Source organism: Streptomyces sp. NPDC031210 (genome assembly GCF_055570395.1).
In genome coordinates this window covers 41,588-67,409 of record NZ_JBVIHH010000016.1, presented here as the reverse complement: position 1 = coordinate 67,409, position 25,822 = coordinate 41,588, and the positions used below count along the sequence as shown (strand labels likewise).

Here is a 25,822-nt window from a genome sequence, read left to right as displayed (position 1 = left end):
AGACGCTATCCGTACCGGGGCCGGTCCCGCACAATAGATGCGATGCCGGAATACGAATTCTGCGATGTGTACGTGCCCCGGGGGGTCTCCCGGAAGGCCGCCACACGCCTGCTGACCGACCACGCCGAGTACGGACACTGGGAGTTGGACCGACTTCGACTCAATCCCGACGGCAGCCGCAAGGTGCGGTTGCGCCGCCGGATCATCCGACAGCTCCGCGCCACCTGGTGAGCGCCCGCTCCGTGTGAAGAGCGCGAAGCGGGCCCCGTTCGCCGGGGCCCGCTCCGTTGTGCCGAACCGCCTGTGACTAACTGTCGTCGGTCACCTACGCGCGGTGCGCGCACGGCGGTAGAGGACGGCTCCGCCGAGGAGGAGTCCGGCGCTCGCCGGTACGGCGTAGCCGATCGTGCCGGCGCCGGTCCGCGCGAGCTGCTCGGCGGCCTTGGGCGTCGTCACGATCTTGGTGTGCGGCGGGGTCTGGCCCTGCGGGTGCACATCCGGGCCCTGCTGGTCGCCGGGCCGGCCCGGCGTGTGCGGCTTTCCCGGGGCCGGCGGCTGCTCCGCCTTCGGCGGGGTGTGGCCACCCGGGTGGTCCGGGTTCCCGGGGTGCTCGGGGTTCCCCGGGTGGTCCGGGTTGCCGGGGTGATCCGGGTTTCCGGGGTGGTCCGGGTTGCCCGGGTGGTCCGGGTGCCCCGGGTTGGAGGGGCTCGTCGGCGACTCGTTGCCGCAGTCGTTCCCGAACGCCGGGTTCGCCAGACCGACGACGTCGACGCTGTTGCCGCAGGCGTTGACCGGCACGTCCACGGGGACCTGGACGGTGTTGCCCGAGCCGACGCCGGGTGAGTCGGTGGCCGATCCCCGGGCGCTGGAACCGCCGGAGTTGCCCCCGTGCCCGCCGCCGTGGCCGTGGCGCTTGCCGTTGGCGCAGTCGTTCCCGAACGCCGGGTTGAGCAGACCGACGACGTTGACGGTGTTGCCGCACACGTTCACCGGCACATGGACCGGTACTTGGGCCGTGTTGCCGGACGCGACACCGGGCGAATGCGCCGAGTGTCCCTGGGCCCCCGAATCGGCGTGCGCGTAGCCGCCCGCGGCGGCGAGTACGCCGCCCGCGGCCGCCATGGTGATCAGGCCCTTTCTCGCGACCTGCCTCATAGGTTGTTCCCCTGCCTTGTGCCATCAGGAATGCGGGCGAGGGAAGTTCCACCCACCCGCCGAAATACCCGGAGGCTCCGGAACGCGTGGCACGCATTTCCGGAGCCCACCTGGTTCAGACCCTCACGGGTACCGGTACCACGTCAGTGGTTGACGCAGTGGTTGCCGAAGGCGGGGTTCAGCAGACCGATCACGGAGACCGTGTTGCCGCAAAGGTTCACCGGAATGTGAACCGGCACCTGAACGGTGTTGCCGGAAACGACGCCCGGGGAGTTCAGGGCAGCGCCCTGAGCACCCGAGTCGGCAACGGCCAGGCCCGCACCGGCAAGCACGAAACCACCGGTGACTGCCGCAGCAGCGACGACCTTCTTGATCATTATTCCTCCTTGTAGACAATGCGATCCCAGCCGCGGACCGCACCCACTGCAACGAGGGCAGGAGTATTGAAGCTACGAACACACCGCACCATTCACCCGTTCCAGCTAACCCACCCCGAACTGCCGGTAATCCGGGGCGGATTCGGTTCTGGATTCGGTTCCGGACGCGGCTTACGCGTCAGCTCTGCTCGATGAACCGGTCGAGTACCCGCACGCCGAACTTCAGCCCGTCCACCGGCACCCGCTCGTCCACCCCGTGGAACATCCCGGCGAAGTCCAGCTCCGGGGGCAGCTTCAGCGGCGCGAAGCCGAAGCCCCGAATGCCCAGGTCGTCAAAGGACTTGGCGTCCGTACCGGCGGAGAGCATGTACGGCACCGCGCGCGCGATCGGGTCCTCGGCCTGGAGCGCCGACTGCATCGCGTCGACCAACGCCCCGTCGAACGTGGTCTCCAGCGCCTTGTCGGCGTGTACGTCCTCCCGCTTGACGCGCGGGCCCAGGATGCGGTCCAGGTCGGCCAGGAACTCCTCCTCGTAGCCGGGCAGGAAGCGGCCGTCGACGTGGGCGGTGGCCTGCCCGGGGATGACGTTGACCTTGTAACCGGCGCCTAGCTGCGTGGGGTTGGCGGTGTTCCTGAGCGAGGCGCCGATCAGCTTGGCGATGCCGCCGAGCTTGGCCAGCGTGTCGTCCATGTTCTCCGGGTCCAGCTCGGTGCCCAGCGCGTCCCCGAGCTCGTCGAGGAAGGCGCGCAGGGTCTTGGTCACCCGCACCGGGAACTCGTGCCGGCCCAACCGCCCCACGGCCTCGGACAGTTCGGTGATGGCGTTGTCCTTGTGGATCATCGAGCCGTGCCCGGCGGAGCCGTCCACGGTCAGCTTCATCCAGTGCATGCCCTTCTGCGCCGTCTCGACGAGATAGAGCCGCAGCTTCTCGTTGACGGTGAAGGAGAAGCCGCCGACCTCGCTGATCGCCTCGGTCACGCCCTCGAAGAGGCCCGGGTGCTTGTCGACGAGGAACCGCGCGCCGTAGGTGCCGCCCGCCTCCTCGTCGGCGAGGAACGCCAGCACGATGTCGCGCGGGGGCTTGCGGCCGCTGCGCATGCGGTCGCGGATGACGGCCAGCGTCATCGCGTCCATGTCCTTCATGTCGACCGCGCCACGGCCCCACAGGCAGCCGTCGGCGATCTCGCCGGAGAAGGGGTGGTGGGTCCAGTCCGACGCGTTGGCCGGCACGACGTCGGTGTGCCCGTGGATGAGCAGTGCGGGACGGGAGCGGTCCTCGCCCTCGATCCGGGCGACGGTCGAGGCCCGGCCGGGGTGCGACTCGAAGATCTTGGGTTCCAGCCCGACCTCGGCGAGCTTCTCCGCGACGTATTCGGCGGCTGCCCGCTCCCCCGGCCCCGAGTGGTCACCGTAGTTGCTGGTGTCGATCCTGATCAGGTCCCGGCACAGGTCGACGACCTCGTCCTCGCCGGTGACCGTACGGGCCGGCTGCGACTCGCTCACACTGCCTCCTCATGGTTCACGGCCGCCTCGCGCCCCTGGGGAGCGCTCCGCGGTGGGGGTCCACCCGCCATCCTCCACCTCGCGACCGCTGCGCCCAAGGCCGCAATACTCCCGACATGCCCTGGTCACAGCCCCGCTCCCGGCCAAAAACGCGGGTGATCGACCACCTCTGAACGTTTGCTATTGTTTTCCACGTCGGAACGGCCCAGCCGGGACGGCAGACACCTTGTCCGGGTGGCGGAATGGCAGACGCGCTAGCTTGAGGTGCTAGTGCCCTTTATCGGGCGTGGGGGTTCAAGTCCCCCCTCGGACACCAGCTAAACCCCAGGTCACCTGGGGTTTTTTGCTTTTCCCGGCCGCCTTGCCGCCGGGGCCGGTGGCACGGCTCCGGGCCCCCGATATTCCCGTGCGCCGGCCCGCGGCGGGCCCGTAGGGTGCGCGGGTCGGTGTGGCGGGGAAGAGGGGCTGGCGGTGCTGATTTTCGACGCGGACGACACGTTGTGGGAGAACAACGTGATCTTCGAGCGGGTCATCGACGAGTTCCTGGAGTGGATGGCGCACCCGGAGCTCGGCCGGACCGGGGTACGAGCGGTGCTCGACGGCATCGAGGCGGCGAACGCGGTCACCCACGGCTACGGCAGCGCGGTGTTCCTGCGCAGCCTCGGCGAGTGTGTCGCGCGGCTGCGCGGGCGGGCCGTGACGGACGAGGAGTCGGCACGGATCGCGGGCTGGGCGGCGGCCTTCGCCGGCGACCAGGTGCGGCTGATACCCGGGGTGGCCGAGACGCTGGCCGAGCTGGCCCGCCGGCACGACCTGCTGCTGCTGACCAAGGGCGACACCCGGGAGCAGGAGCGCAAGATCGCCGCGTCCGGGCTGACGCCGCACTTCAAGGGCGTGCACATCGTGCCGGAGAAGGACGTGGCGACGTACGAGGAGCTGACGCGCCGGTACGCGCTGGTGCCGGGCGCCACCTGGATGATCGGGAACTCCCCGAAGTCGGACATCCTGCCCGCGCGGGCGGCCGGGATGAACGCCGTGTTCATCCCCCACGAGCACACCTGGGTGCTGGAGCACAGCGATCTGGATCCGGCCGACAAGAACGTGTTGCGCCTGTCGGCGTTCGGCGAGCTGCTGAGGCACTTCTGACATGGCGGGCGAGGTGCGCGAGAGCCCGGCCGGGCCCAAGGTGTCCTGTGCCTTCGTGTGTCATGACGGGGCCGGGCGCGTGCTGCTGGCGCGGCGGAGCGCCGGGGCCCGGGACGAGCCGGGCACGTGGGACTGCGGGGCCGGGGCCCTGGAGTTCGGCGAGACCTTCGAGGCGGCCGTGGCGCGAGAGGTCCATGAGGAGTACGGGGTCCGGCCCCTGGAGATCGAGCGGATCGGCGTCCGCAACGTCCTGCGCGGTGATCCCGTCGTCTCGCACTGGGTCGCGCTGGTCTTCGCCGTACGGGTGGCGCCGGGCGAGGTGCGGATCGGGGAGCCGGAGAAGTTCGACGCCCTGGAGTGGTACCCGCCCGGTGCCCCGCCGGCGCCGCTGCACTCGCAGTGCGGGGCGAGCCTGGCGCTGTTCGCGGGGGCGAGGTCGGGGAGGGGTTAGGCGGAGCGGTCCGACCGGGGCGGGTCGGGGTGCGTGCGCTCCCCCGGCCCGCTGCAGCCGGCCCGGACCGAGCCGCGCCGCCCTACGGCGTGTCCGGCGCCGGTCGGCGCGGGCGCAGGCGGACGCGGGCCGGGCCGGTGGCCTGGAGGGTGATGCCGGCGGCGACCGGAACGTCCTCGTCCACGGCCTCCAGCTCGTGGGAGCGCAGCAGCGTCGCCATGGCCAGTACCGACTCCAGCAGGGAGAAGTGCTGGCCGATGCAGGCGCGCGGGCCGCCGCCGAACGGGAACCAGGCGTAGCGGTGCCGGTCCGCCTCGCGCTCGGGGGTGAAGCGCAGCGGGTCGAAGCGTTCGGGGTCTTCCCACAGGTCCGGGTCGCGGTGGGTGACCCAGGGGGCGACGATGACGTCCGCGCCGGCCGGTATGCGGTAGCCGCCGATCTCGGTGGCCTCGACCGCGCGGCGGCTGACGACCGGTGCCGCCGGATACAGCCGCATGGCTTCCTTGAACGCCCTTGTCAGGCACGGGAGGCGTTCCAGGTCGGCGGCCGTGGGCGGCTCGTCGCCCAGCACCCGGTCGACCTCCTCGTGGACGCGGGCCTGCTCCCGCGGGTTCCGGGCGAGGAGGTGGAGGGTGAAGGCCATGGAGGTCGCGGTGGTCTCGTGGCCGGCGAGCAGGAAGATGAGGACCTGGTCGCGGACTTCGGTGGCGTCGAGGGAGCCGTCCTGCTCGTTGCCCGCGTCGGCGAGGAGGGAGAGCAGGTCGTCGGTGTGCGGGGTGGCTCCGGCGTCGGACGCGGACGCGGCGCGAGGGGTGGTTCCGGGTGCGGTGCGGCGTTCGGCGATGATGCGGTCGCAGACGGCGGAGAGTTCGGCGGTGGCCTGGCGCGCCTTGTGGTTGCCGGGTGTGGGCCAGTCGCGCGGGATCTTCAGGGGTGCGTAGGCGCGCCGCACGACGTAGGCGTTGATGACGGGCGCGCAGCGGTGGATGACGTCCACGGCCGCCTCGACGTCCGTACCGAAGAGGATGCGCGAGACCGTGCGCAGGGCGAGCCGGTTCATCTCGCGGACCAGGTCGACGGTGCCCCCGGGTCGCCCGCCCCAGCGTTCGGCGACGGCGGTGGCCTCGGTCGTCACGGCCGCGGCGTAGGTGTCCACCCGGCGCTTGGTGAACAGGGGCTGTACGAGCCGGCGTTGCCGGAGGTAGTCGTCGTCCTGGCTGGTGAGCAGGCCGTTGCCGAAGGCCAGGCGGACCTCCTCGTAGAGCGGGTGGTCCTTGCGGAAGTTGGCGGCCTCGGAGGCGAGGATCCGCTGGACGCCCTCGGGTGAGAAGACGGCGTAGAAGACGCTGCGCAGGCCGGGTGGGCCGGCCTCCAGGCGGACCACGTCGCCGTGCTCGCGCCGGGCGCGCAGGAAGGCGGCCAGGGAGTCGCGGCGCAGGTCGAGCAGGGATCCGATGACCGGGAGGCCGGCCGGTCCGGGGATGTCGGCGGTGGGGCGGGGGCCGGGGCGCCCGGAGCCGGCGACCGGGCTCGGGGGGCCGGACGGGGCGTCGGGGGGCGTGAGAGTCATGGGTGATTCCTATCCGGAAAACGGGGGGCGCATCCGGGGTCGGCGGATCTTGCCGGGGCCGCGTACGGGCGGGTGCGCCCGGCACGGGGCCTACGGCGAGGGGCGCGGCCCGCGGGCCCGGGGCGCGGTGCCAGGAGGTGGTGGGGCGCACGTAGCATGGGCCGGATGATCACCAAGCGTTCCGGACAGGCGGCGGGCACAGCCCCGTGCCGGGTGACCGTCTGCCGTGGTTGCTGCTGCGGCGACGCGGCCAAGATCCCGGGTGTCGACCACGCCGGGCAGATACCCCGGCTGCGCGCGGCGCTGGAGGGCGCGGCGCCGGTGCGGGCCTCGGAGTGCCTGGACGTGTGCGACCAGGCGAACGTGGTCGTGGTCCAGCCGTCGGCGGCGGGCCGGGCGGCGGGCGGCCGACCGGTCTGGCTGGGGCTGGTCAACGACGACGACGCGCTGGCGGACATCGCGGCCTGGATCCGGGCCGGCGGTCCGGGGCTCGCCGAACCGCCGGGGGTGCTCGACCTGTACGCGATCACGGTGTCGCGGCGGGTGCGGGAGGGGCTGGAGAAGTGACCGGCGCGGCCGCCGGGCCGGCCGCTCAGTCGTCCTCGGGCTTCCACAGCGGGTGTTCGCGCCGCGCCCAGTGGGCGTCGACGTAGCCGGTGCGCATACCGCGGCGCGACTCGCGGTCGCCGAAGGCCATCCAGACGTGTCCGGCGACGACGATGACGACGGCGAGGGCGAGCCAGTCGTGGACGAAGGTGGCGCCGGTGCGCCAGGCGAGCGGGGCGAGGTGGGTGAACCACATCAGCAGGCCGGTGGCCATCATCACGAGGACGGCGCCGGCGATCCAGGCCGCGTAGAGCTTCTGGCCGGCGTTGAATTTGCCGGCCCGGCGGGCGCGGCGGCGGCGCAGGGCGGCGCGCAGCCACTGGCGGTCGTGCGGGCCGTAGCGGTTGAGGCGGGTGAGGTCGGCGCGCAGGGCGCGGGAGGCCAGGCCCAGGAGCAGGGGGGAGGGCAGCAGGATGCCGGACCATTCGTGGACGGTGACCATGAGGGCCCGGCGGCCGACGAGTTCGGCGAGGAAGGGCAGGTAGAGGGCGCCGGCGGTCAGGACGCAGACCGCCATGAGGGTGGCGGTGGTGCGGTGCACCCAGTGTTCGGCGGGGGTGAAGCGGCGGAGGCGGGGGCCGGCCGCGGGGGGCTCAGGTGGTCGGCGCATCGTCGCGTCCGTTCGACCTGCCGACCCAGGCGTCGACGTCGTAGCCGCGCTCTTCCCAGTAGCCGGGTTCCACGCGGCCGGTGACGGTGATGCCGGAGAGCCATTTCGCCGACTTGTAGAAGTACATGGGCGCGACGTAGAGGCGGGCCGGGCCGCCGTGGGCGTGGCTGAGGGGTTTGTCCTGCATGCGCAGGGCCACCAGGACGTCGGGGCGGCGGGCCTGTTCGAGGGTGAGGGATTCGCTGTAGGAGCCGTCGAAGCAGACGAAGCGGACGGCCCTGGCCTGGGGGCGGACGCCCGCGGCGTCGAGGAGGTCGGCCAGGCGTACGCCTTCGAAGGGGGTGTCGGGCACCCGCCAGCCGGTGACGCACTGGACGTCGCGCATGAGCCGGGTCTGCGGGAGGGCCCGCAGGTCGGCGAGGCGGTAGGTGGTGCGGTGGCGCACCAGGCCGTCGACGGTGAGGCGGTAGGTCCGTTCGTCCTTGTGCGGGACGGAACCGGTCACCGAGTAGTAGCGGAAGCCACCGCCGGCGGGGAGCAGGCCGGACAGGCCGGTGGGGTCGTTCTGGGCGGCGGCGCCGAGGGTGTTGTCGTAGGCGCGCTGGAGGAAGGGGGCGGTGGCGACGCCGGCGGCGCCCGCCGCGAGCATGCCGAGCACGAGGCGGCGGCCGACGGGGGTACCGCGCCCGTCCTCGCCGCCGCCGTCCGGCGCGGGGGCCCGGATCTCCTTGGTCACTCTTGTATTCGAACACCGTGGGGCGGCGGAGGCCAGTGCCCAAGGGGCCGGCGTCAGACTTTCGTCATCGGGCGGGGCCGCCGGGGCGGGTGGCCGGCCCCGGTGACCGGTGGGTGCGGGGCGCGAGGGCGTGCAGCGCGGTGGCGCGGGCGGTGTGGAAGGACCGGCCGGCGTCGCTGTGTCCGTACGACCAGGGGGCGGGTGTGGGGTGCGGGCCGATGCGGTGGAAGAGGGCGGCGGCCTCGGCCATCCGGCCTTGGTGGTACTGGGCGTGGGCGAGGAAGTTGAGGTCGACCTTGCGGCGGGGGTGGTCCTCGGCCTCCCACTCCAGCCACCAGTCGAACGCGGCGCGCAGGGCCTGGCGGGCGGGGCCGGTGGACCAGTGGCCGGATGCCGCCGGGTGGGACGGCGGGAGGCCGGTGGTGGTCAGGACGCGGTAGCGCTCGGCGTGCGCGACGACGGGGAGGACGGCCAGCGGGGAGTCGGCGGGGGCCCGTTCCGCGGCCCGGGCGGCGAAGGCGTGGACCGGGTGGGCGCCCTCGCCGGTGGCGGGTCGGGGTGTTTCGGCCAGGGCCGCGGTCATGACGTGGTGGGCGTGGTGGTGGTCGGGGTGGCGGGCGCGTATCTGGGCGAAGGCGTGGTCGCGGGCGCGGGTGGCTCCGGTGCGGCGGGCGAGGAGGAGCGCGGCGAGCCAGGGGGTGGGGTCGCGCGGCAGCATCCGGGCGGCGGCCTCGCAGGCCGCGTCCGCCGCCTGGACGCTGCCGGTGCCGCGGACCGCGCTCCGGACCGCGGCGCAGGCCAGGAGGGTGGCGGCGTCCCCGCTGCCGGGCTCGGCGAGTTGCCAGTCGCGGGCCCAGGCCGCGCCGCCCGGGCAGCGGGCGAGCACGGTTAAGCGGTGGGCGCGCAGGTCCCAGTCGTCACCGGTCGCGGCCAGGAGGGTGCGCACCCTCGTCCACCGGCCGCCGGCGAACGCCTCGACGGCGGTGATCAGTTGGGTGTCGTCCAGGGCCGGGCCGAGCAGCGGGGCGCTCGCGCGGCGCGGGCGGGGCGGCGGGAGGGCGGGAAACGGCGCGGGCGGGGGAGGTGCCACGGGCCAGGGCACTCCATGACGTGCTGCCACCGGTCTTTCCCCTCACGGTCGTCCCGAGTGATGGGTGGACCGGCGCCGGGAACGGGCCGCGGACCGGGGCGCGCGCCGCGGGACACCTCAGGGGCGGCCCCGCGTGGCCCGCCTGCGCAGAGGCATTGGTCTGGTCCACACCAAGTCATCACGCACAGCAAAGCGGTAGCCACTGCTCCGCGTCAAGGCGCGAAAAGGAATGGCCGGATCCGTCGATTCCCGCGCGGGGAAGGGGTATTGGGGGGCGGGCGCGGGGCTCCCACGGCCCCGCCGTCAGCCGACGGCCCTGGCCGCCGCGCGTCCCGCCGTACGCCCCGAGAAGAGGCAGCCGCCGAGGAAGGTGCCCTCCAGCGACCGGTAGCCGTGTACCCCGCCGCCGCCGAAGCCCGCCGCCTCGCCCGCCGCGTAGAGGCCGGGGAGGGGCTCGCCGCCGTCGGTCAGCACCCGGGAGGAGAGGTCGGTCTCCAGTCCGCCGAGGGTCTTGCGGGTGAGGATGTTCAGTCGTACGGCGATCAGCGGGCCGGCTTTCGGATCCAGCAGCCGGTGCGGGGCGGCGGTGCGGATCAGCCGGTCGCCGAGGTATTTGCGGGCCCCGCGCATCGCCGTGACCTGGAGGTCCTTGGTGAAGGAGTTCGCGATCTCGCGGTCGCGCGCCACGATCTCGCCGCGCAGCGCGGCCTCGTCGATCAGCGGTTCCTTGGTCAGCGCGTTCATCCGCCGCACCAGGTCCGTCAGGGAGCGTTCGACGATGAAGTCCGCGCCGTGCTCCATGAACGCCCGCACCGGGCCCGGCGCTCCCGATCTGGCCCGCCCGAGGACGTCCCGGACGCTCTTTCCGGTCAGATCGGGATTCTGTTCGGATCCCGAGAGGGTGAACTCCTTCTCGATGATCTTCTGGGTGAGCACGAACCAGGTGTGGTCGTGGCCGGATCTCATGATGTGTTCGAGGGTGCCGAGGGTGTCGAAGCCGGGGAAGAGCGGCACCGGCAGCCGCTTGCCGCGCGCGTCGAGCCACAGCGGCGAGGGCCCGGACAGGATGCGGATGCCGTGCCGCGGCCAGATCGGGTTCCAGTTGTCGATGCCCTCGGTGTAGTGCCACATCCGGTCACGGTTGATGATCCGGCCGCCGGCCGCCTCGGTGATGCCCAGCATCAGGCCGTCCACATGCGCCGGTACGCCGGAGAGCATCCGCTCCGGCGGCGTGCCCAGCCGCGCGGGCCAGTTGGCGCGGACCAGGTCGTGGTTGCCGCCGATGCCGCCCGAGGTGACGATCACCGCCTGGGCCCGGAGTTCGAAGGCGCCCGCCACCTCCCGGCCGCTGGGGGTGCCGCGCTCGGCGTCGGACGGCTCCAGGATCTCGCCGCTGACCGTGTCCAGACTGCCGGCGCTGCGCGCCAGGCCCGTGACCCGGTGGCGGAAGCGCAGCTCGACCAGGCCGCGCGCGACACCGGCCCGTACCCGGCGCTCGAACGGCGCGACGACGCCCGGTCCGGTGCCCCAGGTGACGTGGAAGCGGGGTACGGAGTTGCCGTGCCCGGTCGCGTCGTAGCCGCCGCGCTCCGCCCAGCCGACGACGGGGAAGATCCGCAGGCCCTGGCGGTGCAGCCAGGAGCGTTTCTCGCCCGCGGCGAAGTCGACGTACGCCTCGGCCCACTGGCGCGGCCAGTGGTCCTCGGGGCGGTCGAAGCCCGCCGTGCCGAGCCAGTCCTGCCAGGCCAGCTCGTGGCTGTCGCGGATCCGCAGGCGGCGCTGTTCGGGCGAGTCCACCAGGAAGAGGCCGCCGAAGGACCAGTGGGCCTGCCCGCCGAGGGACTGTTCGGGTTCCTGGTCCAGCAGGATCACCTTGCGTCCGGCGTCCACCAGCTCGGCGGTGGCCGCCAGCCCCGCCAGGCCCGCTCCGATCACGATCACGTCAGCGTCGTACGCCATCTCTGCTCTCCTCATCGGAAAACGCCGGACACGCCGGGCCGCGGGGCGCCTCGCACACCCCGGCCGCCGTGGTGGCAATGATCCTCAGTGCACCCGGCTACGGCGTCAACACCTTGTTACCTGGTGGTAGAGCCGGGTGGGCGGGAGAATGAGGGGTGACGCGGGCCACCACGCGGCCGCCGTCGGATAGCTATCCTCAGGCGCATCCCCCGCCCCGCGCGATACGAGGTGTGCGACGTGACGGTGATACTGCTCGCCCTTGGCGCGGCCTGCTGTCTGGGACTCGGCTTCGTCTTCCAGCAGGCCGCGGCACAGCACGCGCCCAAGCAGGACTTCCTCTCCCTGCGCCTGCTGCTCGACCTCGTACGGATGCCGCGCTGGGTGGCCGGCATCGCCCTGATGGTCGCCGGGATGGCGCTCGGCGCGGTGGCGCTGGGCATGGGCGACATCTCGCTGGTGGAGCCGCTGCTGGCGACGAACCTGCTGTTCGCGATGGCGCTGGCCCGGCGGCTGACCCGGCAGCGGCTCGGCCGGACCGGGTGGGGCGGGCTGTGGCTCCTGGCGGGCGGGGTGACCGCGTTCATCGTGGGGGGCCGGCCGCGCGGGGGCAGCGACAGCGAGGTGGGACAGCTCTCGCAGTGGCTGATCATGGGCGGGGTGCTGGCCATCGCGCTGCTGCTGGCCGCCGTCGCCAAACGCGAGCGGGTGCACGTCAGCCTGGAGGCGTCGCTGCTGGGCCTGGCGGCCGGGCTGGTCTACGGGCTCCAGGACGCGCTCACCCGGATCTGCGGGGAGCGATTCGAGAGCGGCGGCTGGCCGGCCCTGCTCACGACCTGGCAGCCGTACGCCATCGTCGTGCTCGGTGTGCTGGCCCTGGTGCTGGTGCAGAGCGCGTTCGAGACGGCGCCGCTGCGGCTGTCGCTGCCCGCGCTGACCGCCGCCCAGCCGCTGGCCGGGATCGCCTGCGGGGTCGGCTTCCTCGGGGACCAACTGGAGATGACGACCGGCGCGCTGGCCTGGGAGGCGGCCGGGATCGCGGCCGTCGTCACGGGAATCGTGCTCATCGGCAGCCATCCCGCGATGCCGCCGGGCGCCGGGCAGACGGAGGACGCCCGGGAGCTGCAGCCGCACTGAGCAGTCCCCCGGACGGCCCCGCCCCCGTGGTGGTTGCATGGCTCCATGACCGCTCAGCAACCGCTCAACGCCCGGCAACCGCTCAACGCGGACGAGATCCTCGACGTCGTCGACGAGAACGACCAGGTCGTGGGGCAGGCCCCGCGCGGCGAGGCGTACGCCCGCCGGCTGCGCACCCGCTGCGCCTTCGTCCTGGTACGGGACGCCGAGGACCGGATCTTCGTCCACCGGCGCACCCCGCACAAGCTGGTCTTCCCCGGGCACTACGACATGTTCGTCGGCGGCGTGGTCGGCGCCGGCGAGAGCTACGACGAGGCGGCGCTGCGGGAGGCGGAGGAGGAGCTGGGCGTCACCGGCCTGCCGCGCCCGGAGCGGCTCTTCACGTTCCTGTACGAGACGCCGGAGCACACCTGGTGGTCCGCGGTGTACGAGGTGCGCTGCACCCTGCCGGTCGCCCCGCAGGAGTCGGAGATCGACTGGCACGCCTTCGTCACCGAGGAGGAGCTGACCCGGCGGCTCGGACAGTGGCCGTGGACGCCGGACGGCCTCGCGGCGTACGAGCGGCTGGTCGCCCGGGGCGCGGCAGGAGAGCTCTGAGGTCCCGGGGCGCGTCCCGGGACGGCCGGTAGGGTTTCGGCCATGCTCCTCACCGACGCCCTGCGGTCGGCCGGCGCGAGCCTGCGGCTGTGGTGCTCACCGGCGCGGGTCCGCCAGGAGGGCACGACCCCCGACTACCGCTTCTCGCTCGCCAACGAGCGGACCTTCCTCGCCTGGCTGCGCACCGGGCTCGCGCTGGTCGGCGGCGGATTCGCGGTGGACCAGTTCCTGCCCGGCCTGCCCGGCGCGCTGCGGGTGACCGGCACGGTGGTGCTGCTGGCGGGCGGTGCGCTGTGCGCGCTGCGGGCGGTCAACCACTGGGTGCGGTGCGAACGCGCGATGCGGCGCGGCGAGGACCTGCCGCTCTCCCGCTTCCCGACGGTGCTGGCGCTGGGCGTCGGGGTGCTGGCGGGGGCCCTGGTGGTGCTGGTGCTGACAGGACGGACCGGGTAGGTGCGGGGGCCCGGGTGGCGGGAGGGTGCGCGGGCACGGCCCGGGTGGCGGGAGGCGGCCCGGCCCTCGGTGCCCGCGCGGGATCCGGGGTTGCAGCCCGAGCGGACACGGCTGGCCTGGCGGCGGACGACGCTGTCCGTGACGGCCGTCGCGGTGCTGGCCGGGCGGCGGCTGGTGGTGACCGGTGCGCCCGGGGCGGCGGAAGTGGCGCTGGCGGTGCTGACGGTCTCGGTGTGGTGCGCGTTCGTCGCGGTCGCGCACGGCCGGACGCGGGCGCTGGCGGCCGGTCGACCGGCCCGGCTGCCGCCTCGGACCGTACTGCTGCTGGCGGGCTGCACCGTCGCGCTGGCGGTGGGCGGCGCGGTGATCCTGCCGGGGTGAGCGGGGGCCGCCGCGGGTACCGTGACGCGACACCCGCCGCCGCCCGGGACGGACGTGAGGCCGTACGGGCAGCGGGCACTGACCGACCATCAGCCGAGGGGACACAGCCATGGGCAGTACGGCGACGCCGCCGACCAGCGATCCGTACGACGCCGGGCCGCCGGCCCGCGGAGCGAGTGCCACGGACGCACCCGTCGCCGAACCCTCCGCCGCCGCCCCGCCCGGCGGCGCGTCCCCCGTCGGGGAGCCGTATCTCCTCGAACTGGCCGCCGGGGTCCACGCGTTCATCCAGCCGGACGGCGGGTGGTGCCTGAACAACGCGGGTTTCGTCACCGACGGGGAGGACACGCTCGTGGTGGACACCGCGGCCACCGAGCGCCGTGCGCGCCTGCTGCGCCGCCGGATCACCGAGAGCGGCGCTCCGGCGCCCCGCACGGTGGTCAACACCCACCACCACGGCGACCACACCTACGGCAACGGCGTCTTCGCCCCGGAGGCGACGATCATCGGGCACGCGGCCTGCCGCCGGGAACTGCTGGCCGCCGGGCACCAGCTCCACACGATGTGGCCGGGGGTGGAGTACGGCGACATCCGCCTCACCGCGCCGTCCGTCACCTTCACCGACGAGCTGACCGTGCACGTCGGCGGCACGGAGGTCCGGCTGATCCACCCCGGCGTCGCGCACACCACGGGCGACACCATCGTCTGGCTGCCCCGGCAGCGCGTCGTCTTCACCGGCGACCTCGTCTTCCACGGCGGCACCCCCTTCGTCCTCATGGGCTCGCTGGCCGGGTCGCTGCGCGCCCTGGAGCTGCTGCGCTCGCTGGACGCGGAGACCGTCGTCCCCGGGCACGGCCGGGTGACGGGGCCCGAGGTGTACGACGACGTCGAGCGCTACCTGCGGTTCGTCGACGCGCTGGCGCGCGCGGGCCGGGCGGCCGGCCGCACCCCGCTGGAAGTGGCCCGGGAGGCGGACCTGGGGCCGTTCGCGGAGCTGGCCGAGAGTGAGCGGCTGGTGGCGAATCTGCACCGGGCGTACGCCGAGCTGGCGGGCGCCGCGCCGGGGGCGCCGCTGGACCCGGTGGCGGCATTCGCCGCGATGACCGCCATGAACGGCGGGGTTCCGATGCCCTGCCACGCCTGAGGCGCGCCGCGGCGTGACCGACGCCCTACGCACGGGCACTGGACGCCATACCGACTAGTCGGCATGATCGTGGCAGCAACCGAGACGACCCTTCCGTTCGGAGGAGCACGATGAGCAAGGGCACCCCTCCCCCTCAGGACGCGGCCCGGGAGGTTCCCCCGGGCCTCGACCTGGAGCGATTGCGCGAGCATCTGGACCGGGAGCGGCCGGGCCTGGCCGGCGGGCCGCTGCGCGCGCGGCTGATCGAGGGCGGGCGGTCCAATCTCACCTATCGCGTCACCGACGGCGCCTCCTCCTGGGTCGTGCGCCGCCCGCCGCTCGGCCACGTCCTGGCCACCGCGCACGACATGCGGCGCGAGCACCGGGTCATCAGCGCGCTGTACGACACGCCGGTGCCGGTGCCCGAGGCGCTGCTGCTGTGCGAGGACGAGTCGGTCATCGGCGCGCCCTTCTACGTGATGGAGCTGGTGGAGGGCACGCCGTACCGCACCGCCGACCAGCTCCGGCCGCTGGGCGCCGAGCGCACCCGCGGGGTCGTGCTCTCCCTCGTCGACACCCTCGTCGCGCTGCACGCGGTCGACCCGGAGGCCGCCGGGCTCGGCGACTTCGGCCGCCCCGAGGGCTTCTTGGAGCGCCAACTGCGGCGGTGGGGCAAGCAGTTGGCGGCGTCGAGGAATCGCGACCTGCCGGGGATCGACGCGCTCCACGAGGAGCTGGCCAAGGCGCTGCCCGACTCCCCCGCGCCGACGGTGATCCACGGCGACTACCGGCTGGACAACGTCCTGGTCGGCGCCGACGACCGGATCACGGCCGTACTGGACTGGGAGATGTCCACCCTCGGCGATCCGCTCACCGACCTCGGGCTGCTGGTCATGTACAGCGAGCAGCGGGAAACCCCGGACTCCCCCATCACCACCACCCGCGGCGCGCCCGGGCACCCCGAGCCCGCCGAGCTGATCGAGCGCTACGCGGCCCGGTCCGGGCGGGATGTCTCGCAGGTCGCCTGGTACACCGCTTTCGCGTACTTCAAACTCGCGGTGATCTTGGAGGGCATCCACTACCGCTACACCCTCGGCCAGACGCTGGGCGCGGGCTTCGACCGGATCGGCGAGGTCGTTCCGGTCTTCATCGAGCACGGCCGTTCCACCCTGTCCGCTCTCAAGGAAGGCTGAGGCACCTCATGGACTTCGCATTCGACGCCCGTACGGAAGAACTGCGGCAGAAACTGCTGGCGTTCATGGACGAGCACGTCCTGCCGGCCGAGGAGACCGCGCACGAACAGCGGGCGCGGCTCGCCTCCCCCTGGGACACCCCCGCGATCGTCGAGGACCTCAAGGCCGAGGCGCGGCGCCAGGGCCTGTGGAATCTCTTCCTGCCGGACGCGGAGCACGGCGCGGGGCTGACGAATCTCCAGTACGCGCCGCTGGCGGAGATCACCGGCCGCAGCCCGCAGCTCGCCCCGACCGCGCTGAACTGCGCGGCCCCGGACACCGGCAACATGGAGGTGCTCGCGCAGTTCGGCGACGAGGCGCAGCGCAAGCAGTGGCTGGAGCCGCTGCTGGCGGGCGAGATCCGGTCGGCGTTCGCGATGACGGAGCCGGACGTGGCGTCGTCGGACGCGACGAACATCGAGACGCGGATCGAGCGGGACGGTGACGACTACGTCATCAACGGCCGCAAGTGGTACATCTCCGGCGCGATGAACCCGCTGTGCCAGATCTTCATCGTGATGGGCAAGACCGACCCGGACGGCGAGGACATCCGCCGCCAGCAGTCGATGATCCTGGTGCCGCGCGACACCCCCGGCCTGGTGGTCAAGCGCGCAATGCGGGTCTACGGCTACGAGGACCACTACCACGGCGGGCACGCCGAGGTGGTCTTCGACAACGTGCGGGTGCCGGCGGCCCATCTGATCGGCGAGGAGGGCGGCGGTTTCGCCATCGCCCAGGCCCGGCTCGGCCCCGGCCGGATCCACCACTGCATGCGGCTGATCGGCATGGCCGAGCGGGCCATCGAGCTCATGTGCCGCCGGGCGGTGACGCGTACGGCCTTCGGCAAGCCGCTGGCGCAGCAGGGCGTGGTCCAGGCGTGGATCGCGGACGCGCGGGTGGCGGTGGAGCAGTTGCGGCTGCTGGTGCTGAAGACGGCGTGGCTGATGGACACCGTCGGCAACAAGGGCGCGCACACCGAGATCCAGTCCATCAAGATCGCCACGCCCCGGACGGTCGTGGACATCATCGACCGGGCGGTGCAGTTGTACGGCGCCGGCGGCGTCAGCCAGGACTTCCCGCTGGCGGAGCTGTGGGCGGCGGCGCGGACGCTGCGTCTGGCGGACGGCCCGGACGAGGTGCACCAGCGGTCGCTGGCCCGCCGGGAGCTGAAGAAGTACCTCTAGGGAACGCACCGAGGAGCCCCCTGGCCGTGCGGCCGGGGGGCTCCCGCGTCGTCGCCGGTGGGTGCGGGCGCTGCCCTACGGGCGCAGCGCGCGCAGCAGCAGCTCGGCGAGGTGGTCGGCGACCTGCTGCGGGCTGAGCGGGCCGCCCTCGCGGTACCACGTGCCGAGGTGGTGCACCGAGCCGAAGTGGTAGTCGACGACGAGGTCGGCGGGGATGTCGGCGGCGAACACCCCGGTGCGCTGGCCCTCCTCGATCAGCGCCCGGAACCGCTCGTGGTAGCGGCGCCGTTCGGCCCGTACCTGCTTGTCCTTCTCGGGGCTGAGGTGGTGCATGGAACGGAAGAAGATCTTCGTGTCGTCGAGGTTTTCGATGGTGGTGACGACGACATCGGCGGCGGCGTCCCGCAGCCGCCGCTCGACGGGCGCGTCGGAGCCCGCGAAGTGGTCGAGCCGCTCCTGCTGGAGGCGCAGGACGCGGCCGTAGACCTCGTGCAGCAGATCGTCCTTGGAGCCGAAGTAGTGGTAGAGGGCGCCTTTGGTGACGCCCGCCGCGTCCACGATCTCCTGGACGGAGGTGCGGTCGTAGCCCTGCTCCGCGAAGAGCCTGGTGGCGGTGGCCAGCAGCCGCTGGGCCACGGGCTTCGTGCTGCCGTGTCCGTTGCCGTCCGTCGTGCCGGCCATCGCCCTCACCTGTCCTTCGTGCTTGCGCCGCCGATGTTCCCGCGCGGCTTTCGTGGTCACGCGCGGTGGCGCAGCTCCCGTCGGAGGATCTTGCCACTCGTCGTCTTCGGAAGCTCGGGCAGGATCCGCACCTCCCGTGGATATTTGTACGCCGCGAGCCGTTCCTCGCAGTAGGCGGCCAGCTCCGCGGGCTCGGCGGCCAGGTCCGGCCGCAGGCTGACGTAGGCCCGCACCGTCTCACCCCGGTAGCTGTCCGGCACCCCGACGACGGCCGCCTCGCGCACCGCCGGGTGGGTGTAGAGGACGTCCTCGACCTCGCGCGGCCACACCTTGAAACCGGAGGCGTTGATCATGTCCTTCTTGCGGTCGACGACGTACAGCCAGCCGTCGTCGTCCATGAAGCCGACGTCGCCGGTGCGCAGTTCACCGCCGGGGAGGGCCTCGGCGGTGGCGTCGGGCCGCCGCCAGTAGCCGGGGACGACCTGGGGGCCGCGGACCGCTATTTCGCCCTGTTCGCCGAACGGCAGGTCCCGGCCGTCCTCGCCGATGATGCGGACGACCGTGTCGGGGCCGGGCACGCCGACGGCCAGGGTGCCCGAGACCTTGTCGACGGGCGCCTCCCTGCCGGGCGGGACGCTGGCGCAGGGGGCGGTGCATTCGGTCAGGCCGTAGCCGTTGTGGAGGTACGGGCCGAAGCTCGCGCGGAACTTCTCCACGAGGGCGGGCGGCAGCGGCGCGCCGCCCGAGGACATCGTCGCGAAGGACGAGAAGTGGTCGCGGGTGACGCGGGGGTGGGCCATCAGCGCCATGTAGGCGGTGGAGGGGCCGACGGTGTAGGCGGGGCGGTGCTCGGCGAAGGCGTCCAGGACGACGCCCGCCTCGAAGCGGTAGGCCAGCGCGAGGGTGCCGCGATTGGTGAAGCAGGCGGCCAGTTCGCACACCATGCCGGTGATGTGGAAGAGCGGGGCGAGCGCGAAGTAGGTGGCGCCTTCGGGCAGGCCCAGGCCGGTGCGCTGGCGTTCGGCGTTGTAGCTGATGTTCCCGTGGGTGTTGGTGGCGCCCTTGGGGGTTCCGCTGGTGCCGGAGGTGTAGCTGATCAGGGCGAGGTCGGCGGCGGTCAGCCCGGGGTCGGCCGGCACGGCGCGGATGCGGCCGGCCGTGCGCGCGGCGGTCAGCAGGTCGTCGGCGCCCTCGCGCGGCCCGAGCCGTTCGCCGCGCAGGACGCGGCTGTCGTCGCGGGTCTGGAGGTCCAGCTCGCAGGCGGTCAGCGCGATGCGGACGGAGGGCGTGCCGGCCACCGTGTCGCGCAGGTAGGCGTCCCAGGTGCGGTCGGCGCAGATGACGGCGGTGACCTCGGCGTCGTCCAGGATGTGCCGCAGCTCGCCGGACTTGTACATCGGGTTGACGGGCACCGCCACGCCGCCCGCTTTCCAGACGCCGAGCAGGGCCAGCACGAAGTGCGGGGTGTTCTGGAGCATGACGGCGGCCCGGTCGCCGCGCCGGAAGCCGCGCTCGACGAGGTGGGCGGCGATGCCGTCGGAGAGCGCGTCGGTGTCGGCGTAGGACAGCCGGCCGTCGAAGTAGGCGAGCGCCGTGCGGTCGGGGACACGGCGGACCGCGTCCCGGAAGGCGTGCAGCGTCGAGGCGGGCGGCCGGACGGGTGCGCGCTGGGCGTCGTTGAGCTGCGCCAGCCACGGCTTGTCCTGGTAGGAGGTCATCGGGGTGCGGCCCTTTCTTCCTGATCGCCTGATCATCCCTGTAAGGGACCCTGGGGTGCCGTGCGGGGGGGGGGGGGGGGGGGGCGCCCCCCCCCCCCCCCCCCCCCCCCCCCCGGTCGTGTCAGTCGCGGGCCTCGGCCTGTTCCAGCTTCCGCTGGAGGTGGTTCATGCCGGCGAGCCAGCGGTCGGGGTCGGTGGCCCGCGCGGCGTAGTAGCCGGCGACCTCCGGGTGCGGCAGGACGAGGAAGCGGCGCTCCTCGATGGCGGTGAACAGCGCGTCGGCGACGGCGGGCGGCTCGATGGCGCCCGGGTTCAGGACCAGGTCGCCGGCGGCTCCGGTGACCGCCAGCATGTCGGTGCGGACGCCCTGGGGGCAGATGGCGTGCACGTCGATACCGCGGTGGCGGTAGGTCGCCGAGAGCCATTCGGCGAACGCGTACGCGCCGTGCTTGGTGACGCTGTACGGGGCGGAGCCGACCATGGTGAGCAGTCCGGCGGCGGAGACGGTGGACACGAAGCGGCCGCCGCCGCGCTCCAGCCACTCCGGCAGCAGGTCGCGGGCGGCCCGGACGTGCGCCATGACGTTGACGTCCCATGCCTGGAGCCAGACGTCCTCGGCGGCCTCGGGGCCGCCGGCCGGTGCGACGCCGGCGTTGGCGCAGAAGACGTCGACGGTGCCGCCGAGCGCCTCGCGGGCGGCGGGGACGACGGTGGAGGCGTCACCGGGGACGGCCACGGCGCCTATCTCCGCGGCGGTCTTGGCGGCCTTGGCCTCGTCCAGGTCGTTGACCGCGACGCGGGCGCCCGCGGCGGCGAACCGGCGGGCCAGCGCGGCGCCGATCCCCCCGCCCGCCCCGGTCACGACGACGGCCTTGTCCCGTACGGCTTCCACGCGGTGTCTCCCTCGGTCGGGTGTACTCGGCAGGCTGGCAGACTAACCAGTCGGTATGTCCCAGCGGAAGAGGCCACGGCAAGGACGGCCCGGTGCGTTCCTTGTCCGCCCCGGGCGCGTTAGCGTGCGCACGACACGTATCCGCTCACGGAGGTGTACGCATGGCCCTGTCGAGACGCGTTCTGCTCGGGCATCTGGCGGCGACCGGAGCGGCGGGCGCCGCCGTCACCACCGCCACGACCCCCGCCCAGGCCGCGCCGCCCGCCCCGCGCGGGCGCACGGTGCGCACCGGCTTCGACCGGCTGGCCGCGGACGGCTACCGCCCGCTGGCCGGCCGGCGGATCGGCGTCGTCACCAACCCCACCGGCGTCACCTCCCGGCTGCGCCACATCGTGGATGTGATGCACGCCGACGAACGGGTACGGCTGACCGCCGTCTTCGGCCCCGAGCACGGCTTCCGGGGCACGGCCCAGGCGGGCGGCTCGGAGGGCCGCTACGACGATCCCGCGACCGGCCTGCCCGTCTACGACACGTACAACAAGAGCGGCAAGGACCTCGCCGCCATCTTCACCGCCTCCGGCGTCGACACGATCGTCTTCGACATCCAGGACGTCGGCGCCCGCTTCTACACCTACATCTGGACCCTGTACGACTGCATGGTCGCGGCCGTGCTCGCCGGCAAGCGCTTCATGGTCCTCGACCGGCCCAACCCGGTCACCGGCCGGGCGGCGACCGGCCCGGTGCTGGACAAGGCGTACGCCTCCTTCATCGGCCGGGAGCCGATCTCACAGGCGCACGGGATGACGGTGGCGGAGCTGGCCCTGCTGTTCAACGGGGAGTTCGTCCCCGAGGCCGCCGGCCGGCCGGTGGAACTGGAGACCGTCCTGATGTCGGGCTGGCGGCGCGGCGACTTCTTCGACGCGACGGGCCTTCCGTGGGTGCCGCCCAGCCCCAACATGCCCACCGCGGACACCGCGCTGGTCTACGCGGGCACCTGCCTGTTCGAGGGCACCAACCTCTCCGAGGGACGCGGCACCACCCGGCCCTTCGAACTGCTCGGCGCCGACGGCATCGACCGGCACTGGGCCGCCGCCCTCACCGAACTCGCCCTGCCCGGCGTCCACTTCAGGGAGGCGTACTTCGCGCCGACCTTCTCCAAGTTCCAGGGCAAGACGATCGGCGGCGTCCAACTGCACGTCCACCACCGCGCCGCCTTCGACCCGGTACGCACCGGCATCGCCCTCCTGGTCACCGCCAAGCGCACCTGGAAGGACTTCGCCTGGCGCCCGGACCACGGGATCGACCGCCTCACCGGCTCCGCGACGGTACGGAAGATGATCGACGCCGGCTCCGCGACGGACGAGATCGTCGCCGCGTGGCAGAAGGATCTGACACGGTTCCGGGCGGTGCGGGAGCGGTATCTGCGGTACCACTAGGCGGGCGGCGGGCCCCGGGTGTGCTCCCGGGGCCCGCCGGCTGCCCTACCGATGCGCCGGAAACTCCACCACCTGCTGGTAGGTCGGCCGGTTCTGCCAACTGATGGCGGGGTGGGTCAGGCCGCCCACCGCGCGGTGGACGATGGCGTCGGCGCACCACTGGTCGCCGGCCTCGCAGGTGCTGTCGCCCGGGTAGACCTGTTCGGCGGTTTTGGCGGCGGCCCGGCGGAGGGTGGTGAGCAGGGTGGTGCGGCAGGACGACAGGTCGCCGTTGCCGCAGAAGGGGGCGGCGAGGCGGCCGTGGACCGTGTCGCCGAGCACCGACCGCAGGTCCTTGTCGGCGTAGCTCCACCAGCCGTACTGGAAGGCCGATCCGGCGTGCCCGCCGGTCGGGCCGTGGCCGGCCGAGGGGGACTCGTCGGTGGCGAGGTTGGCGCGCAGGGCGTCGTAGAGGTCGCCGCCCAGGCCCGGTTCGAAGACGGCGTCGATCAGCAGCGGCCACCAGGCGTCCATCAGGCGGACCGCGTCGGGATGGGTGTAGGTGTGCGAGCCGGCGGTGGTCTCGCGGCGTTGCGCGCCGTCCTTCCGCCACGCCTCCAGCCGTTGCACGGCGGTTTTCAGGGCCGGGTCGGTGACGGGCGCGCTGCGCAGGACCCGCAGCAGTTCGGGGAGTACGTCCTCGCCGCGCAGGTCGGTGACCGCGGCCTCGGACATGGCGCGGGTGAGCGAGGCGCGGGTCACGCCGCCCTCCTCGGTGAGTTCGCGTACCCGGTCGTCCAGGAGGTCGCCGCGGTGCACGGAGCCGTTGCCGAAGCCGGCGGAGTCGTAGTCGTCGGCCTGTTTGTTGTTCCAGGAGATGTAGTAGTCCTGGTTGACGGACTGCGGGTGCTGGGCGGGCGGGGTGTAGTCGGTGGTGTTGGTCCGCGGGTCGTAGCCCTGCCACTCGTAGGCCCGGCCGGCCTTGACGGGCAGCGCCGGGTCGACGCCGGGGGCGCGGACGGGGTTGAGGCCGCTGTTGTAGAACGCGGTGTCGCGGGAGTCGGCGTAGAACCAGTTGAAGGCGTAGCCGATGTGCTGGGCGGCCTTCTTGAAGGTCGTGGCGTCGCGGACGTAGGAGGGGTCGTTGAGCATCTGGAAGCCGATGATGGAGTCGGCCTCGTGCCGGTAGGTGGTGCGCAGCGCCGTGTAGGCGACGGGCCGGCCGCCGAGGGTGGCGCGGTGGGTGACGGTGCCGTACTTGGTGCGGAAGACCCGCATCCGGTAGGAGCCGGCCGCGGTGGGGTCGGCGATGGTGGGCTTCCAGGAGTTGGCGCGTTCCAGCTTCTCCATGGGGACGCAGGCGCCGTGGTAGCGGTAGGAGGTGGAGTCCTTGGTGGGGGCGGAGCCGTCGGCCTCGCACAGGTCGACGGCGTAGGTGTCGGTGATGTCCTGGCCGGCCGAGGTGGCGCTCCAGGCGTAGTCCTGGCCCCGGCCGAGCTGGACGTACATGCCGACGCCCGCGAAGGAGGCGCCGCGCGCGCTGATGCCGGGGCCCTGGATCTCCTGGAGCATCAGCAGTTGCGGCGCGAAGTAGCCGGTCTGCGGGCCGAAGACGGCGACCGGGTGGCCGCTCGCGGTGTGCTTGCCGGACACCAGCAGGGCGTTGGACATCCCCCGGTGCTGGGTCGGGTCGAAGCTGCCCCCGGGCAGCACCCCGTCCTTGAAGAGCCCTTCCAGCTTCTTGTACTTCGGCGGGGCCTTGACCGGCTCCTCGGGCGGCGTCCCGTCCTTGGCGGTGGCGGCGCCCCGGCGGTCGAAGACCAGCGGTTCGGGGGTGACCGTGCCGCGGTCGGGCAGCGCGGTGCCCTTGGCCTCGGCCGGTTTGACCGCGTAGGGGAAGCTGCTGCCGTCGTGGAGGGTCTTGGTGGCCTCGGGGTCGTCGCGTTCGCGGAAGGACTCCCAGACCTCGGTGCCCTTCTCGACGCCGTACTTCTGCTGGGCGGCGAGCAGCGCTAGGGCGGAGGGCACCTCGCCGCCGCCCCCGTTGCCGAACAGGCCGCCGACGACGGAGGCCAGGGCGATCAGGTCGGTGAGCTTGAAGGGCGCGATCTCCCCCGCGTTGGTGAGGGCGTCGACATGGCCGGTGAGGACGTACTCGCCGGGGAAGTAGCGGCCCTTCTTGGACTCCTCGCGGTAGGCGTTGATGCCGTCCACGTACGCCTGGGCGTCCGCCATGGCCTGTTTTCCGCGGGGTCCGTTGTTGTCCCGAATGCGCTCCACCTGGGCCTGGAGGTCGGCCTCGGTGTACGGCGCCTGCGGCCAGAACTGCTGCTCCAGGCCCTGGTTGGCCGGGGCGCCGCCCGCGAAGGAGGTCAGCTCACCGCGTCCGATATGGCGGAAAAGGTCCATCAGCCACAGCCGGTCCTGGCCAGCCGCGTAACCGGCGCCGTATTCGGTGCCATAGCGGGTAGTGCCCTTGATATGCGGGACACCGGTCTTCTTGTCGCGGGTGATGGTCACGTCGTCGCGTGGCGAGCTGACCTTGGCTGTCTGGTCCTGGGGGACGCCGAAGGAGGCGTCGTTGAAGAAGTGGGTGAGCGTGTCGTCGGTGAGGGACTGATAGCCGGTCGCCAGCGCGTTGTACGGCGCGAGTTGGTCGGAGGCGTGGGCCGGCCGGGTGCCGAACAGCTTGTTGCCGAGGATCTCCACCAAGGTGGCGTTGCCGTTGGCGCCGGGCGGCAGGATGTCGGCGCACTGGCCCCGGCAGTAGTCGCCGGTGCCGGCGGGCCCGGTGGCCGCGGCGGTGGGGGGCGGCGCCAGCAGCGTGGCACCCAGGGCGCACAGGGCCGCGGCGGCAGCGGTCCTGAGCCTTCCGGTACGTCGTCGCATTCCTGCTCCTCGATGGGGGTCCCCCCGGCTCGTCAAGAGCTTGGGGAAGGGCGTGCGGGACGTTACCGGCGGTTACTCGCCACCGGAAGATGAACAACCGTCACCTTCGCCAATTCCCCACACGCGCCCACCAGGTGCCGCGTCCCGCGTCGCGATCCACCACCTCGCAAAACCGCACGTGAATTCGAAGGATCCAGGTGGTGATCGGTTACGTCTCTTCTTTGTCCAGTCGTGTCCTCCCCACGGAGGTGGGATGAAATTGGCCGGTTTCAGAGCTCTCGCCGAACAGGTCCGCAATCCACGACTCGTCGCGACCCAGCGGCGAACCGCCCTGCGCAAATGCCTTGAACGCTTCGCCCCTTACGGGCACCGGGCGACCTGGCACCATCTGTGCACCCGGGCCGGCATCGCGACGCAGGACCGCGATCCGGACCCGGAGCGGCTGGTGGCCGCACTGGGTGAACTGGAAGAAGCGCGCGCCCTGTGGCTCGCGTACGAAGAGGAATTCGCCGCCCGGCGCCGCCGGGAGAAGCACGACGGCATCCGCCAGCCGAGCGCCATCGACGACTGGCACCGCCGCACCTGGGGCGGCTGCGACATCGTGCCGTGCGAGGCACCGCACCGGCACCCCGCCGCCCGCCTCGCCGTCGTGCTGCGCCGCATGATCGCGGCCATGGAGTCGGGCCAGCCGCGCCGGGACTGCCCGGTGTGCGGCGGAACGCGCTTCGCCTGGCTCCCGGAGCCGGCGGACTGCCCGGCGTCCGGGCCGGTGTGCCGCGAGTGCGGCGTGGTGGCGCCCGCGTCCGTGCTGACGTCCGAGACGCTGACGGCCGCGGCCCGCGGCGACCGGGCGTACGCGGCGGCCTGACCCGCTGGAGGCCGGGCCGGCCGCCAAGCGCGCGGTGGCCGGCCCGGGCCG

Annotated in this window: 25 protein-coding genes and 1 tRNA gene; 14 read left to right on the top strand and 12 right to left on the bottom strand. The window is 73.0% G+C overall.

Annotated elements, in window-relative coordinates; translation table 11 throughout:
• Positions 1–42 precede the first annotated feature (42 nt).
• A complete protein-coding gene (locus ACZ45Z_RS26480; protein WP_006607658.1) occupies positions 43–231 on the top strand; it encodes a DUF5703 family protein in 189 nt (62 codons plus the stop codon).
• 90 nt (positions 232–321) lie between these two features.
• On the opposite strand, the gene ACZ45Z_RS26475 is transcribed toward ACZ45Z_RS26480, so the two are convergent.
• The 3 genes from ACZ45Z_RS26475 to ACZ45Z_RS26465 form a co-directional block, all read right to left on the bottom strand.
• Complete coding sequence (locus tag ACZ45Z_RS26475) at positions 322–1,155, bottom strand: chaplin (RefSeq protein ID WP_468367194.1); 834 nt, start codon at positions 1,153–1,155, stop codon at positions 322–324.
• A 143-nt stretch (positions 1,156–1,298) separates the two neighbouring features.
• Complete coding sequence (locus ACZ45Z_RS26470) at positions 1,299–1,532, bottom strand: chaplin (protein WP_468367192.1); 234 nt, start codon at positions 1,530–1,532, stop codon at positions 1,299–1,301.
• Positions 1,533–1,710: 178 nt separating this feature from the next.
• Positions 1,711–3,036: a M20/M25/M40 family metallo-hydrolase gene (locus ACZ45Z_RS26465; protein ID WP_468367190.1), complete on the bottom strand. Its 1,326-nt coding sequence runs from the start codon at positions 3,034–3,036 to the stop codon at positions 1,711–1,713.
• Positions 3,037–3,264: 228 nt separating this feature from the next.
• Between ACZ45Z_RS26465 and ACZ45Z_RS26460 the strand changes: the two genes are divergently transcribed.
• From ACZ45Z_RS26460 to ACZ45Z_RS26450, 3 genes are all read left to right on the top strand, one after another.
• A tRNA-Leu gene (locus tag ACZ45Z_RS26460) sits at positions 3,265–3,352 on the top strand.
• A gap of 155 nt (positions 3,353–3,507) precedes the next feature.
• The gene (locus tag ACZ45Z_RS26455) at positions 3,508–4,182 is read left to right on the top strand and encodes an HAD family hydrolase (protein WP_468367187.1); all 675 of its coding nucleotides are present in this window, start codon (positions 3,508–3,510) and stop codon (positions 4,180–4,182) included.
• A gap of 1 nt (position 4,183) precedes the next feature.
• On the top strand, positions 4,184–4,633 hold the full coding sequence (locus ACZ45Z_RS26450; protein WP_468367184.1) for an NUDIX hydrolase: 450 nt from the start codon (positions 4,184–4,186) through the stop codon (positions 4,631–4,633).
• 82 nt (positions 4,634–4,715) lie between these two features.
• Here the strand turns inward: ACZ45Z_RS26450 and ACZ45Z_RS26445 are convergent, their stop codons facing one another.
• The gene (locus ACZ45Z_RS26445; RefSeq protein ID WP_468367181.1) at positions 4,716–6,203 is read right to left on the bottom strand and encodes a cytochrome P450; all 1,488 of its coding nucleotides are present in this window, start codon (positions 6,201–6,203) and stop codon (positions 4,716–4,718) included.
• Between the two features lie 165 nt (positions 6,204–6,368).
• Between ACZ45Z_RS26445 and ACZ45Z_RS26440 the strand changes: the two genes are divergently transcribed.
• Entirely contained in the window at positions 6,369–6,770 is a 402-nt protein-coding gene (locus tag ACZ45Z_RS26440) for a (2Fe-2S) ferredoxin domain-containing protein (RefSeq protein WP_468367178.1), read from the top strand.
• Positions 6,771–6,795: 25 nt separating this feature from the next.
• Here ACZ45Z_RS26440 and ACZ45Z_RS26435 read toward each other — a convergent pair whose 3' ends face one another.
• The 4 genes from ACZ45Z_RS26435 to ACZ45Z_RS26420 all read right to left on the bottom strand — a co-directional run bounded on the left by ACZ45Z_RS26435 (position 6,796) and on the right by ACZ45Z_RS26420 (position 11,204).
• Positions 6,796–7,419 carry a cytochrome b/b6 domain-containing protein gene (locus tag ACZ45Z_RS26435; RefSeq protein WP_468367175.1) on the bottom strand — a complete coding sequence of 208 codons (624 nt, stop codon included), beginning with the start codon at positions 7,417–7,419 and terminating at the stop codon, positions 6,796–6,798.
• A complete protein-coding gene (locus tag ACZ45Z_RS26430) occupies positions 7,403–8,155 on the bottom strand; it encodes a molybdopterin-dependent oxidoreductase (RefSeq protein ID WP_468367172.1) in 753 nt (250 codons plus the stop codon). The genes ACZ45Z_RS26435 and ACZ45Z_RS26430 overlap by 17 nt, the downstream gene beginning before the upstream one ends.
• 64 nt (positions 8,156–8,219) lie before the next feature.
• Positions 8,220–9,245, bottom strand: coding sequence for a hypothetical protein (locus ACZ45Z_RS26425; protein ID WP_468367169.1), 1,026 nt, complete (start codon positions 9,243–9,245; stop codon positions 8,220–8,222).
• Positions 9,246–9,548: 303 nt separating this feature from the next.
• The gene (locus tag ACZ45Z_RS26420) at positions 9,549–11,204 is read right to left on the bottom strand and encodes an FAD-binding dehydrogenase (RefSeq protein ID WP_468367166.1); all 1,656 of its coding nucleotides are present in this window, start codon (positions 11,202–11,204) and stop codon (positions 9,549–9,551) included.
• 237 nt (positions 11,205–11,441) lie between these two features.
• Here ACZ45Z_RS26420 and ACZ45Z_RS26415 point away from each other — a divergent pair, with 237 nt between their 5' ends.
• From ACZ45Z_RS26415 to ACZ45Z_RS26385, 7 genes are all read left to right on the top strand, one after another.
• Positions 11,442–12,338, top strand: coding sequence for a DMT family transporter (locus tag ACZ45Z_RS26415; protein WP_468367163.1), 897 nt, complete (start codon positions 11,442–11,444; stop codon positions 12,336–12,338).
• Between the two features lie 45 nt (positions 12,339–12,383).
• Positions 12,384–12,935 (top strand): NUDIX hydrolase, encoded by a 552-nt coding sequence (locus ACZ45Z_RS26410; RefSeq protein ID WP_468367161.1) that lies wholly within the window; start codon positions 12,384–12,386, stop codon positions 12,933–12,935.
• Positions 12,936–12,977: 42 nt separating this feature from the next.
• Entirely contained in the window at positions 12,978–13,388 is a 411-nt protein-coding gene (locus ACZ45Z_RS26405; protein WP_468367158.1) for a YidH family protein, read from the top strand.
• Between the two features lie 69 nt (positions 13,389–13,457).
• The gene (locus ACZ45Z_RS26400) at positions 13,458–13,769 is read left to right on the top strand and encodes a DUF202 domain-containing protein (RefSeq protein WP_468367155.1); all 312 of its coding nucleotides are present in this window, start codon (positions 13,458–13,460) and stop codon (positions 13,767–13,769) included.
• Positions 13,770–13,878: 109 nt separating this feature from the next.
• Positions 13,879–14,913 (top strand): MBL fold metallo-hydrolase, encoded by a 1,035-nt coding sequence (locus ACZ45Z_RS26395; protein WP_468367153.1) that lies wholly within the window; start codon positions 13,879–13,881, stop codon positions 14,911–14,913.
• Positions 14,914–15,023: 110 nt separating this feature from the next.
• Positions 15,024–16,085: a phosphotransferase family protein gene (locus ACZ45Z_RS26390; RefSeq protein ID WP_468367150.1), complete on the top strand. Its 1,062-nt coding sequence runs from the start codon at positions 15,024–15,026 to the stop codon at positions 16,083–16,085.
• Positions 16,086–16,093: 8 nt separating this feature from the next.
• On the top strand, positions 16,094–17,308 hold the full coding sequence (locus ACZ45Z_RS26385) for an acyl-CoA dehydrogenase family protein (protein ID WP_468367147.1): 1,215 nt from the start codon (positions 16,094–16,096) through the stop codon (positions 17,306–17,308).
• A 75-nt stretch (positions 17,309–17,383) separates the two neighbouring features.
• On the opposite strand, the gene ACZ45Z_RS26380 is transcribed toward ACZ45Z_RS26385, so the two are convergent.
• The 3 genes from ACZ45Z_RS26380 to ACZ45Z_RS26370 all read right to left on the bottom strand — a co-directional run bounded on the left by ACZ45Z_RS26380 (position 17,384) and on the right by ACZ45Z_RS26370 (position 20,599).
• Positions 17,384–17,989: a TetR/AcrR family transcriptional regulator gene (locus ACZ45Z_RS26380; protein ID WP_468367144.1), complete on the bottom strand. Its 606-nt coding sequence runs from the start codon at positions 17,987–17,989 to the stop codon at positions 17,384–17,386.
• 56 nt (positions 17,990–18,045) lie between these two features.
• Positions 18,046–19,707 carry a class I adenylate-forming enzyme family protein gene (locus ACZ45Z_RS26375; RefSeq protein WP_468367141.1) on the bottom strand — a complete coding sequence of 554 codons (1,662 nt, stop codon included), beginning with the start codon at positions 19,705–19,707 and terminating at the stop codon, positions 18,046–18,048.
• Positions 19,708–19,828: 121 nt separating this feature from the next.
• A complete protein-coding gene (locus tag ACZ45Z_RS26370) occupies positions 19,829–20,599 on the bottom strand; it encodes an SDR family oxidoreductase (protein WP_468367139.1) in 771 nt (256 codons plus the stop codon).
• Positions 20,600–20,760: 161 nt separating this feature from the next.
• On the opposite strand from ACZ45Z_RS26370, the gene ACZ45Z_RS26365 reads away from it, so the two are divergent.
• Positions 20,761–22,035, top strand: coding sequence for an exo-beta-N-acetylmuramidase NamZ family protein (locus tag ACZ45Z_RS26365; protein ID WP_468367136.1), 1,275 nt, complete (start codon positions 20,761–20,763; stop codon positions 22,033–22,035).
• Positions 22,036–22,080: 45 nt separating this feature from the next.
• On the opposite strand, the gene ACZ45Z_RS26360 is transcribed toward ACZ45Z_RS26365, so the two are convergent.
• On the bottom strand, positions 22,081–24,903 hold the full coding sequence (locus ACZ45Z_RS26360) for a penicillin acylase family protein (RefSeq protein ID WP_468367134.1): 2,823 nt from the start codon (positions 24,901–24,903) through the stop codon (positions 22,081–22,083).
• A 259-nt stretch (positions 24,904–25,162) separates the two neighbouring features.
• Here ACZ45Z_RS26360 and ACZ45Z_RS26355 point away from each other — a divergent pair, with 259 nt between their 5' ends.
• Positions 25,163–25,771 carry a hypothetical protein gene (locus tag ACZ45Z_RS26355; RefSeq protein ID WP_468367131.1) on the top strand — a complete coding sequence of 203 codons (609 nt, stop codon included), beginning with the start codon at positions 25,163–25,165 and terminating at the stop codon, positions 25,769–25,771.
• Positions 25,772–25,822: the final 51 nt, after the last annotated feature.